Source organism: Novosphingobium sp. ERW19 (assembly GCF_012641315.1).
GTDB lineage: Bacteria > Pseudomonadota > Alphaproteobacteria > Sphingomonadales > Sphingomonadaceae > Novosphingobium.
Map to the genome: position 1 here is coordinate 308,746 of NZ_JABAIC010000006.1, position 10,858 is coordinate 319,603.

Below are 10,858 nucleotides of genomic sequence, written 5' to 3' on the forward strand. Positions count from 1 at the left end.
TTTCGTGCGCAACAAAACTGCAAAATATTTGTCTGGACAACTTTTGTATATTTCTCCAACTAAGCCCGAGAGTGAGAGTGGGAATAAATGAGGGGTAATATGAAGATCCATTCCAAGTCGTGGGCAACGTGCCGCCTGCTGATCGCCAGCACCGCGCTGGCCGCAGGCATGCCGGCCATCGCCCTTGCAGCGACCGAACAAGCCGCCGTCGATAACGAAGAAAGCGCTGACACCATCGTCGTCACGGCGCGCAAGCAGAACGAAACCGCGCTTGAAGTGCCGATCGCGATCAGCGCGTTCTCCGAAGCCTCGATTCAGGACAAGCTGACCACCGGCATCGCCGACATCGCGGACTTCACCCCCGGTTTCCAGATGCAGCAATCGTTCGGCCGCGGCTTCGACCGCCCGATCATTCGCGGTGCATCGAACATCATCCAGGCTGACGGTAAGGTCGGCATCTTCCTGAACGGCGCCCCCTATCTCGGCGACTTCTCGTCGCTTGATCTTGCCGCCGTGCAGCAGATCGAAGTCATCAAGGGGCCGCAGTCGGCCGTGTTCGGTCGTGGCACCCTGTCGGGCGCGATCAACGTCATCCTCAAGCGCCCGGGCGAAAGCATCGAAGGCAAGGTCAGCGCCACCCTTGGCAGCGACCAGCGCCGTGAAGTGAGCGGTTTCGTATCGCTTCCGGTCGCCAGCGGCATCGGCGTGCAGTTCGGCGCCAAGTATTACGACATCGCCGGCCAGTTCAAGAACACCGCCGTCGTCGGTGAGCGACTGGGCGACCAGAACACGATGCAGCTGACCGGCGGCGTATTCCTTGATCCGGGCAGCGGCATCAGCGCCAGCGTGCGCTGGCTGCACCAGCGCGACAAGGACGGCATGTACGCCATCGGCCTGCAGCCCGCTTCGGCCAACAACTGCTACCTGACCACCCGCCCGTATTATTGCGGCACGGTCGCGCTGCCCGCGTCTTACGGCATCAATTCGAACAAGCTGCAGTATCCGGGCATCTACCGCAACGCCGATCGTTTCATCGGCGATGTGACCTGGGACATTCAGGATTCGGGCTATGTCCTGGCGTTCCAGGGCGGTTATTCGGACCTCGAAGAAGTGGTCGGCACCGACCAGAGCTACGATTCGCGGGACTTCTTCATCCTGGGTTCGGCGGCGACCTGCGGCTTCGTGACCACCATCCCGAACCGCCTCTGCTCGCAGTCGGCGTTCAACACCACCGACGGCACCCGCCGCAAGACGCAGACCTACGAACTGCGCCTGTCTTCGCCGGCCGAAGAACGCCTGCGCTGGCGCATCGGCGCCTTCGCCAGCCACGACGAAAAGCGTGCGCTGACCGAATGGCTGGAAGCCAGCGAACTGGGTCTGGACGTGCTGACCGATACGGTCACGATCAAGAACCAGGCCGTGTTTGGCGGTGTGGACTTCGACGTCACCGATACCATCACCATCGGTGCCGAACTGCGCCACCAGATCGACAAGGTGCTGAACACCACGCCGACCTATCTGGCCAGCGACGTTTTCAGCGCCGCCTACCTTGCCGCGCTCAGCAACCCGAACGCCGCGCAGGTCGTGGGCGTGGCCGGTGAACGCCGGGCGACCTTCAAGGCCACCTTGCCGCGCTTCACCCTGAACTGGCGTCCGACCAGCGACCTGTCGTTCTATGCGCAATACGCCAAGGGCAACGCGCCGGGCGGCTTCAACCCGGTCACGGCGCCGCAATCGACGTATGCCGAAGAAGGTCTGACCAACTACGAAGTCGGCATGAAGACCACGCGCTGGGGCTTCAGCTATCTGAACCTTGCGATGTTCTGGCAGGATTATCGCAATCAGGTGCTGACAAACACCTATGCCACGGCCACCGCGATCAACAGCTATCGCGCCAACATCGGCAGCACGCGCATCCGCGGCATCGAAATCGACGGCGCCCTGCCGATCGTGGGTCGTGCGCTGCGCCTGCAGTTCAACTACACCTACCTCGACGCGGAAATCCGCCGCGGCATCGAAGCGGACAAGGCGCTGATCCTGCTGGGAACGGCGTGCAAGACCGGCCGCAGCACCAACCTCGACCTGCCCGGCTGCCGCGATGCGGCGTCGATCGCCGGCAACACGCCGCCGCTCGTCTCCAAGCACATGGGTGCGGTGGGGCTGCGTTCGGAAATCCCGCTGGGCGATACCATCAACCTGTTCGGTGGCATTGACGCGGTCTACCGCAGCAAGTTCGCGGACATTCTCAACCTGATCAACACCGGCGATTCAACGCGGGTCAACCTTCAGGCGGGCATCGAAACGGACGGCGGCCTGCGCATCACCGCGTTCGCGCGCAACCTGTTTGACGACAAGACCCCGGTGGGGATCCTGCGTTACGTGGACAGCGGCGCCGGCGTGCCCCGCGCCCCGACGGGCGATACCAACCGCGGGTTCGCGATCACTCCGCCGCGCAAGCCCGAATACGGTCTGACCATCACGCAGACATTCTGACGAAAGATACTGAATCCGGCCGGGCGCACCTTGCAGTGCACCCGGCCGCGTTTCATTACGGATCAGGCGTTGCCCCTGCCGGCTGCATGATGCGATGGCGGGCCCTTTTCACCCATAAAACTGGAATGAAATGCTCAGGACCATGAAGAAAACAGCCGTTGCCCTCGTCGCGCTAGCCACTCTTGCCACCAGCACCGCCGCTCTGGCGCAGAACGCCGGCAGCCCGCCACCGCGCGCCTGGCTGCAATGCCGCGCCTGCCACACCACCAAGGCGAACGAGCCTGACAAGGTTGGCCCCAACCTCAACAAGGTGTTCGGTTCGAAAGCCGGTGCGCATCGGCCGAACTTCCGGTATTCGCCCGCTCTCAAGAACTCGGGCATCATCTGGAATGATCGCACCCTTGATGCATGGCTGACCAACCCGGCCCGGACTGTTCCCGGCAACCGCATGGCCTTTGCCGGCATCCCCGATGCCGCACAGCGCCGCGCGCTGATCGCCTGGCTGCGCACCGAAACGCGCTAAGACAAACGCAACGAGGTTTAGCATGTCAGAAGGATCGAACACCGCCACCCTGCGCGACTTCACGCGCCGTTCGATCCTTCATGGCGGACTTGCCGCCGCGCTGATACCCGGCGTGGCCCATGCAGCCGGCACGCGTTCGCGCGTTGCCGCGCCGGCGATGACCGACGTGATCGTGCTGGGCGCGGGTCTGTCGGGCCTGAATGCCGCGCTGCTTCTCGAAGAACAGGGCCTGCGGGTTACCGTGCTGGAAGGCCGGTCGCGCGTGGGCGGGCGCGTCTTTTCGCTTGAGGACGTGGACGGCACGCCGGACGCGGGCGGAGCGGTAATCGCGCCGGGCTATGCCCGCCTGATGGACCGGGCGCAGCAGCTTGCCGTTCCGCTCAAGCCGATCGCCCCGCTCAACGGCGGGATGGCCATCCACCTTGAAGGGCAGACGATCCGCGCCGCGGACTGGGCGTCCTCGCCGCTCAATCCGTTTCCCGAAGGTCCGCTCAGGGCGATCCCGCCCTTTGCGGTGGGCTCTGCCGCGCTGCGGTCAGCACCGCCGGCGTTCCAGTCTGTCGGGGACTGGCGCAATCCCGAACTGTTCGCGCAGGACATCTCGGTCGCCAGCTATCTGACCGCGCAAGGCTGGACCGCGCAGCAGCTCGCCCTCGCCTTTGCGACCAACCCCGGATACGGCAATTCGGCCAGCGACCTTTCGGTGCTGATGATGTGGCACATCGCCGAAAACTTCCGCATCATGGCCGGCAGCGGCACGCAGACGTTCCAGGCGGTCGGCGGCAACATGCGCATCCCGCAGGCCATGGCCGCCGCCCTCAAGAACGAGGTGCGCCTCAACCAGCACGTGATCGGGGTGCGCACCGACGCATCGGGGGTAGAGGCGGTCACGCTTGACGGCACCGTGCACCGGGCGCGCTGGCTGCTCTGCACCCTGCCGGCATCGGCGGCCCGCACGATCGTGTTCGCACCCGCCCTGCCGCTGCCCCAGCAGGCCGCGATCGACGGCATCGGATACAACCGCACGTTCCAGGTATTCTTCCAGGTGGCAGAACCGTTCTGGCAGGCCGATGGCTTGCCCGCCGCGCTGTGGACCGACACCAGCGCCGGACGGCTGCTGCCGCTTGGCGACCCCGGTGGCCAGACCATGCTGATGGCCTATGTCAACGGCTTCCGCGCCGACCTGCTCAGCCGCCTTCCCGCCGAACAGGCCGTGTCGCAGGTGCAGGCCGCCATCGAGCGCATGCGCCCCGCCGCGGTGGGCAAGCTGCGCGCGGTGCGGCATGTGAACTGGCAGGACGATCCGTTTGCAGGCGGCGCCTATACCTGCTGGCAGCCGGGCCAGATCAGCGCCGGCATGGCCGCCGCGTTCGACGATCCGGTTGGCCGGATCGCGTTCGCGGGCGAACATACCGCCGCCCTGTCGCGCGGGATGGAAGGGGCGATGGAATCGGGCGAACGGGCCGCCATCCAGCTACTGGAACGGCTGTAGATCCCGCGTCGAGCAGACCGGCAGGCCAACCGCATCGCAGGCGGCCCGTTCAGCGTCTGCAAGGGCTGACACAGGCGCTCCCCCGAACAGCGCCGCCTCCGCCGCGAAGGCTTGCGCCGCGCCGATGATCCGATCCGGCCCTTCCAGCCGGAACGCAGTGGGCGAAAGCGGGCCGAACAACAGCGCGCGGGTCAGCGAAGGCCACCCCAGCGGATCGGGATCGACCCCGTGGCGGCGGGCAAAGTCTATCGCCATGGCGTGCATAACCGGCTGCTGCCCGCCGATCCGGCGCGCACGCGCGGCCGCCACGCCTTCCACCATGTCCGCGCGTGCGGGCATGGCCTGTCGCCCTGCCCAGAGCGCGGCAATCCAGCGCGCCTGCAATTCGATTACCGGAAACTTCGGGCCAACCAGATTGTAGAGCCCGACAAAGGCCAGCCCCGGCAAGTCGGGATGGAAGCTGTGGGCGTGAAGATCGGGCGCGCCATCAGCCAGTTGCAGCGTCTCTGCCTCACGATCGGCGAAATATCCCAACGACGGGGCGTAACCGGTGGCGAAGATGATCGCATCAGGTTCGATCCGCGCACCATCGGCGAACTGCACCGCGCGCCCGTCGATATGGCTGCCCCCGGGACGCACCGCGATGCGCCCTTCGGCCACGCAAGGCAGGAAATGCTGAGCCTGCGTGATCCCGGCGACGAACAGGTCCGGATGGGGGGGCGGCGCTCCATAATGCGCCGGATCGCCGCCCGCCTTCAGCACCTGCTGCTTCATCATCGCGGCCATCGCCTCTGCCGGCATGGCCTGTTCGGACAGCGCCGCCATGCGGGTAAACAGCACGTGATCCGCCGGAACCCCGGCGATCAGCTTTGGCAGGACATAGTGTCAACGCTGACTAAAATTTCCCCAGAAGTGCCGGGTTAAAATTCCCCAGTTTGGGTTTTCGGTGATCAGCCGTTCCAGTGATCGTGGGTGCGCTCCTTCGGTGGCCGCCCGCGTCTTTTTGGCGGCTGCGGCGGGGTGATGGCGGAGATCGCTCTGGTGTGCTCGGGCACGAGGTCGGAGTGAGCGCGCAAGCGGTAACTTGCGCCCTCGATCTGGATGACGATGGCATGGTGCAGCAGGCGATCGAGCAGGGCCGTTGCCACCACTGGATCCCCGAACACCTCACCCCATTCAGCAAAGCCGCGGTTGGATGTGAGGATCATCGCCCCCTTCTCGTAACGGGAGTTGACCAGCTGGAAGAAGAGGTTGGCACCGCCCGGCGTCACCGGAAGGTAGCCGATCTCGTCTACGATCAGGAGGGTGTTCCGGTTGAAGAACCGGAGCCGTTCAGGAAGCCGCCCATCGCGCTCGGCGCGCACCAGCATGTCGATCACCTCAGCCAGACTGGCGCGGTAAACCCGCTTGCCAGCTCGGACAGCCTCCGCGCCCAAGGCTGTCGCCAGATGGCTCTTGCCCGTGCCTGGCGGTCCCAGCAGATGGACCACCTCGCCGCGCTCGATGAAGTCGAGCTGCGCCAGTGCGAGGATGCGGCCGCGATCCAGCGAAGGCTGGAACGAGAAGTCGAAGCCTTCAAGGGTTTTCATGGGCATGAGCCGGGAGGTCTTGAGCCCGACAGTGAAGCGCCTGCTTTCCCGATTGCCATGCTCATGCGAGAGCAGGATATCGATGGCTTCAAGCGCGGTCATTTCGCCGCGCTCCAGACACCGCATGGTATGATCAAGCACCTCGAGCGCACGGGGCATTCTCAGTCCAACCAGGCTCGTACGGATACGGTCGATGATCTCCGTCATGGCCGCACCTCGCTGCCAGCCAGTCGCCGTCCTACCGCCTCGTAGAAGCCCAGCGAGCGCCTCGTAATCTCAAGCCCTGCAGGCGGCGGCACTGTTGCCGCACGGGGCTGAGCGAGCCGCCGATGGGACGGATCAACCCGGCGCTGATTGCGACCATCCAGAACCGGATGCACCGCGATCAGCTTGCGATCTTCGAAGATCCTGATCTCACGGGGATGGTTCTGCACTTCCACGACCCGTTTGCGCGTGGCGTCGGGCACCGAGTACAGATTGCCGCCAACCGAGACCATGCCTTCATGGCTGACCCGCCGCTCGATCGTGAGCACCGCATTGTAGGGCGCAGCAGGCAAGGCCGTCAGTGCGGGTTGCTCCTCAGCAAAGTGCTCGCTCACGATCCGCCGGGTCGTGGCATGCAGCCGAACATTGGCGATCGTGTCCAGCCATTCGCGGAACTGCCGGTTCAGGTCATCAGCGTTGCGGAACGTGCGGCCAAGGAAGAAGTCCTGACGGATATAGCGGTAAGGCCGTTCGATCTTCCCCTTGGTTTTCGCCCGATAGGGCCGGCATGCACGCGGCAAAGCGCCGTAATGATCCAGCAAGGCAACCAGCGACCGATTGTAGATCACGATACCCTCGGCATCCTCATCGATCACCGCGGTTTTCATGCGGTCGTAGAGCACCTCTGACGGGGCACCGCCCATCGCATCGAAGGCGTCGATGTGGCAGCGCATCACCGTCTGCAGATCCTGGGTCGGACAGAACCGGCCCCACAGCCAGCGGCTATGGCCCAGCACCATCGAGAACAGCCAGAAGATCCGGTGTTGATTTCCGCTGAGAGCTGACCCGGGAGGCTCCAAAGTTTCCACCGAGAAGTGACCCATGTTCTGAGCTTCCCCCTGGCATTTGCGTCGGGGGATCATGGAGTGATCGACATGGCGTTATTGAGCGTAATTCGGCGCTGGCATTTTCGCGAAGGGATGCCGATCCGGGAGATCGAGCGACGGACTGGATTGTCGCGCAACACGATCCGCAAGTACCTGCGCGCCGGCACGGTGGAGCCGAAGTTCAAGGTTCCTGAGCGGCCGAGCAAGCTGGACCCATTTGCCGAGAAGCTGTCGGCCTGGCTGCGGATCGAGACGGGCAGGTCGCGCAAGCAGCGACGCACGGCCAAGCAGATGCATGCCGATCTGGTCGTGCTGGGCTATGACGGCTCCTACAACCGCGTGGCTGCCTTCGTGCGAGACTGGAAGGCCGACCGCCAGCGCGATGCCCAGACCAGCGGTCGCGGTACCTTCGTTCCGCTGATCTTCCAGCCTGGCGAAGCGTTCCAGTTCGACTGGAGCGAGGACTGGGCAATCATCGCCGGTGAGCGGACCAAGCTGCAGGTGGCGCACAGCAAGCTGTCGCACAGCCGGGCGTTCATCGTCAGGGCCTATCTGCTCCAGACCCATGAGATGCTGTTCGATGCGCTGACCCAGGCGTTCCGGGTCCTCGGCGGAGTGCCCCGGCGCGGGATCTTTGATAACATGAAGACCGCAGTCGATCGGATCGGCGCCGGCAAGGTCCGGCAGGTCAACGCCCGGTTCGCAGCGATGGCCAGCCACTACCTGTTCGAGCCGGATTTCTGCAACCCGGCCGCCGGTTGGGAGAAGGGACAGGTCGAGAAGAACGTCCAGGATGCCCGGCGCCGGTTGTGGCAGCCGCTGCCCAGCTTCCCCGATCTGGCGGCGCTCAACGCCTGGCTCGAGCAGCGCTGCGTCGAGCAATGGGGCCAGATCCAGCATGGCATCCTGCCCGGCACGATCGCCGATGCCTGGGCCGACGAGGCGGCGAGCCTGATGCCGCTGGGGCGGACCTTCGACGGCTTCGTCGAGCATGCCAAGCGGGTCTCGCCGACCTGCCTCGTGCACTTCGAGCGCAACCGTTACAGCGTGCCGGCATCCTTCGCCAACCGGCCGGTCAGCTTGCGCGTCTATCCCGATCGGATCGTCATCGCCGCCGAGGGGCAGATCCTGTGCGAGCATGACCGGATCATCGAACGCTCGCACCACCTGCCGGGGCGGACGGTCTACGACTGGCGACACTATCTGGCGGTGATCCAGCGCAAGCCTGGCGCCCTGCGCAATGGCGCGCCCTTTGCCGAGATGCCCGATGCGTTCCGGCAGCTGCAGGGCCATCTGCTCAAACGTCCCGGCGGCGATCGGGAGATGGTCGAGATTCTCGCCCTCGTCCTGCAGCACGACGAGCAGGCGGTGCTTTGCGCCGTCGAGCTGGCGCTCGAGGCCGGCGTACCGACCAAGACCCACACCCTCAACATCCTGCACCGGCTGACCGACGGCAAGGCCGGCACCCCACCGAGGATCGACGCTCCACAGGCGCTAAGCCTGGTCCGCGAGCCCAGGGCCAACGTCGAGCGCTACGACGCGCTTCGCAGCAAGGAGACCGCCCGTGCGTCATGATCCTGCCAGCGCCGCCGTCGTAGTCATGCTGCGCGGCCTCAAGATGTACGGTATGGCCCAGGCCGTCAGCGAACTCGTCGAGCAGGGCGCGCCGGCCTTCGATACCGCGGTGCCGATCCTGTCGCAGCTGCTCAAGGCCGAGGTCGCCGAACGCGAGGTCCGCTCGATCGCCTACCAGATCAAGGCCGCCCGCTTCCCGGCCTACAAGGACCTCGCCGGCTTCGACTTCACTTCCAGCGAGATCAATGAGGCCATGGTCCGCCAGTTGCACCGCGGTGAGTTCATCGACGGCGCGCACAACATCGTGCTGATCGGCGGGCCGGGCACCGGCAAGACCCACATCGCCACCGCGCTCGGCATCCAGGTGGTCGAGCATCATCGCAAGAAGGTCCGGTTCTTCGCCACGGTCGACTTGGTCAACGCGCTTGAGCAGGAAAAGGCCATGAACAGGGCGGGCCAGCTGGCCGAACGGTTGCTACGCCTCGACCTCGTCATCCTCGACGAACTCGGCTACCTGCCGTTCAGCTCGTCAGGCGGCGCATTGCTGTTCCACCTGCTCAGCAAGCTCTACGAGCGCACCAGCGTCGTCATCACCACCAACCTCAGCTTCAGCGAGTGGGCCGGCGTGTTCGGTGATGCCAAGATGACCACCGCCCTGCTCGATCGGCTCACCCACCACTGCCACATCCTGGAGACCGGAAACGACAGCTTCCGCTTCAGAGCCAGCACCGCCGCCGCACCCAAAGCACGAAAGGAAAAATCGCCAGCTTGACCCAATCCCCGCATCGCGGGACATATCTTCAACCCGGGTCACTTCTCGGTGGAAATACCGGGTCAACTCTCAGCGGAAATCAACAATGAACCAACTGATTCCTCAAGACATAGAGCCGATCGAACAGGATCGAGAGGATCCGGGCGGTGTCATGATCGCGCAAGGCATGCTTGATCGCGGTTCGGCTGCGTTCAAGCTTCTGCTCCCAATCCGCATGGCCAGCGGCCCCATTCTGGTGCTGCCAGAACGGGTGATAGACGTAGCGATTGTCCAGCAATAGTCGTATTTCCTGGCTGAACCGCTGCCAAACAGCATCGTAGACCCGGTGGCGCGCGTCGAACTTTACCAAGGTCGAGAAGAATGCCTGGAACAGTCCGCGTTCGCCTTCCGGTGCAGAGCTACTGGCTGAAGCCTCAACATCACCGGCATAGGCCGCGTTGAACCCGATCCAGAGAAGAATGAAGCGGACGTCATGGTCCTGATCCTCAGCTTCCGCACGCCGAAGCCAGGATAGCGCGCGATGAACGCGCAGTGCCAAGGGGGTCTGAAAGCCTTCGCGCAGCGAGCGCTGCTTCTCTTTCAAGGCTTCGGGATGGAGAGAATTGCCAAGGGGGTAACGGTAAACCATTGGCACAGCTTAGCGCTGGAAATCCTAACCGAATAGATCACAGCGACATCAGCTTGGAATTTGGGAGACGGCGCGGATCCATTCATCGATCTCGGCTTCAACCCAAACTGCGCATTTCGGCCCCAGCGATCGCGATCTCGGGAACCGCCCCTCGCTCATACGCTGATAGATGGCGGAGCGGCGCAGTCCGACGCGGGCGATCACTTCCGGCAGGCGCAAAAGCCTCGCCGGCGGCGCTGCTTCGGGCGGTTGAGGCATGTGCATTTCATCTGGTGTTGCATGCGGCATTGTTGATCTCATTTGCTTGGGTTCGGTCCCCTCCGAACTCTCAGGCTACCGCGACAGTGACATCGTGATGTCTCGGCCCACGAAATCATCGATGTGCTTGGCAAGCATTCGTGCCACGAGCTGTGAGGTGCCGTTGGCCCACCGAGGCCGCAGATCCTCAATCCGCCGCCCCAGGGTCCGCTGAAGATGGACTGGGAGGCTGGTGAAGAACTCTTCGAGAAATTCGCCCATCTCGCCATGCATCCACTCGCAAGCGAGCTCTTCTTGCCCGGCAAGAGCAAGGATCATGGTCGCGCGGGGGTGCGCTCCACAGGCGGCGAGCACTAGTGCCGCTTCGTCGAGCCCGATAGGCCGCTCGCCACGCGCTACGCGAAGCAGGGTCTCGCGGTGCATCCCGCATTCACTGG

General features: G+C 64.3%; 11 protein-coding genes. 5 read left to right on the forward strand and 6 right to left on the reverse strand.

Annotated elements, in window-relative coordinates:
- The first annotated feature begins 99 nt into the window (after positions 1-99).
- The 3 genes from HGI46_RS14005 (at position 100) to HGI46_RS14015 (ending at position 4,508) form a co-directional block, all read left to right on the forward strand.
- Positions 100-2,493 carry a TonB-dependent receptor gene (locus HGI46_RS14005; protein ID WP_168904710.1) on the forward strand — a complete coding sequence of 798 codons (2,394 nt, stop codon included), beginning with the start codon at positions 100-102 and terminating at the stop codon, positions 2,491-2,493.
- A 142-nt stretch (positions 2,494-2,635) separates the two neighbouring features.
- Positions 2,636-3,016, forward strand: a complete 381-nt coding sequence (locus tag HGI46_RS14010; protein ID WP_168904711.1) for a c-type cytochrome — start codon at positions 2,636-2,638, stop codon at positions 3,014-3,016.
- 22 nt (positions 3,017-3,038) lie between these two features.
- The gene (locus HGI46_RS14015) at positions 3,039-4,508 is read left to right on the forward strand and encodes an NAD(P)/FAD-dependent oxidoreductase (protein WP_168904712.1); all 1,470 of its coding nucleotides are present in this window, start codon (positions 3,039-3,041) and stop codon (positions 4,506-4,508) included.
- Here HGI46_RS14015 and HGI46_RS14020 read toward each other — a convergent pair.
- The 3 genes from HGI46_RS14020 to istA (HGI46_RS14030) form a co-directional block, all read right to left on the reverse strand.
- Positions 4,491-5,384 (reverse strand): hypothetical protein, encoded by an 894-nt coding sequence (locus HGI46_RS14020; protein ID WP_346766736.1) that lies wholly within the window; start codon positions 5,382-5,384, stop codon positions 4,491-4,493. The two genes, HGI46_RS14015 and HGI46_RS14020, sit on opposite strands and share 18 nt — an antisense overlap.
- Before the next feature lie 74 nt (positions 5,385-5,458).
- Positions 5,459-6,304, reverse strand: coding sequence for an IS21-like element helper ATPase IstB (gene istB / locus HGI46_RS14025; RefSeq protein ID WP_168904714.1), 846 nt, complete (start codon positions 6,302-6,304; stop codon positions 5,459-5,461).
- Positions 6,301-7,224, reverse strand: a complete 924-nt coding sequence (gene istA, locus HGI46_RS14030) for an IS21 family transposase (protein ID WP_346766735.1) — start codon at positions 7,222-7,224, stop codon at positions 6,301-6,303. Before istA (HGI46_RS14030) ends, istB (HGI46_RS14025) begins: the two co-directional genes overlap by 4 nt.
- Positions 7,225-7,236: 12 nt before the next feature.
- Here istA (HGI46_RS14030) and istA (HGI46_RS14035) point away from each other — a divergent pair, with 12 nt between their 5' ends.
- Both istA (HGI46_RS14035) and istB (HGI46_RS14040) read left to right on the forward strand, forming a co-directional pair.
- Positions 7,237-8,763 (forward strand): IS21 family transposase, encoded by a 1,527-nt coding sequence (gene istA / locus HGI46_RS14035; protein ID WP_168904715.1) that lies wholly within the window; start codon positions 7,237-7,239, stop codon positions 8,761-8,763.
- Complete coding sequence (gene istB / locus HGI46_RS14040; RefSeq protein ID WP_168904716.1) at positions 8,753-9,535, forward strand: IS21-like element helper ATPase IstB; 783 nt, start codon at positions 8,753-8,755, stop codon at positions 9,533-9,535. The genes istA (HGI46_RS14035) and istB (HGI46_RS14040) overlap by 11 nt, the downstream gene beginning before the upstream one ends.
- Positions 9,536-9,614: 79 nt before the next feature.
- On the opposite strand, the gene HGI46_RS14045 is transcribed toward istB (HGI46_RS14040), so the two are convergent.
- From HGI46_RS14045 to HGI46_RS14055, 3 genes are all read right to left on the reverse strand, one after another.
- Entirely contained in the window at positions 9,615-10,163 is a 549-nt protein-coding gene (locus tag HGI46_RS14045; protein ID WP_168904717.1) for a HEPN domain-containing protein, read from the reverse strand.
- 48 nt (positions 10,164-10,211) lie between these two features.
- The gene (locus HGI46_RS14050) at positions 10,212-10,451 is read right to left on the reverse strand and encodes an AlpA family phage regulatory protein (protein WP_237229944.1); all 240 of its coding nucleotides are present in this window, start codon (positions 10,449-10,451) and stop codon (positions 10,212-10,214) included.
- Positions 10,452-10,496: 45 nt separating this feature from the next.
- Positions 10,497-10,858: transcriptional regulator (locus HGI46_RS14055; protein ID WP_168904718.1), on the reverse strand; the 362-nt coding region annotated here is incomplete at its 5' end.

Bases quoted from the DNA above. Each gene is read 5' to 3' on its own strand.
- HGI46_RS14005 (WP_168904710.1), top strand. From the start codon at position 100: ATGAAGATCCATTCCAAGTCGTGGGCAACGTGCCGCCTGCTGATCGCC.
- HGI46_RS14010 (WP_168904711.1), top strand. From the start codon at position 2,636: ATGAAGAAAACAGCCGTTGCCCTCGTCGCGCTAGCCACTCTTGCCACC.
- HGI46_RS14015 (WP_168904712.1), top strand. From the start codon at position 3,039: ATGTCAGAAGGATCGAACACCGCCACCCTGCGCGACTTCACGCGCCGT.
- istB (WP_168904714.1), bottom strand. From the start codon at position 6,304: ATGACGGAGATCATCGACCGTATCCGTACGAGCCTGGTTGGACTGAGA.
- istA (WP_346766735.1), bottom strand. From the start codon at position 7,224: ATGATCCCCCGACGCAAATGCCAGGGGGAAGCTCAGAACATGGGTCAC.
- istA (WP_168904715.1), top strand. From the start codon at position 7,237: ATGGCGTTATTGAGCGTAATTCGGCGCTGGCATTTTCGCGAAGGGATG.
- HGI46_RS14045 (WP_168904717.1), bottom strand. From the start codon at position 10,163: ATGGTTTACCGTTACCCCCTTGGCAATTCTCTCCATCCCGAAGCCTTG.
- HGI46_RS14050 (WP_237229944.1), bottom strand. From the start codon at position 10,451: ATGCCGCATGCAACACCAGATGAAATGCACATGCCTCAACCGCCCGAA.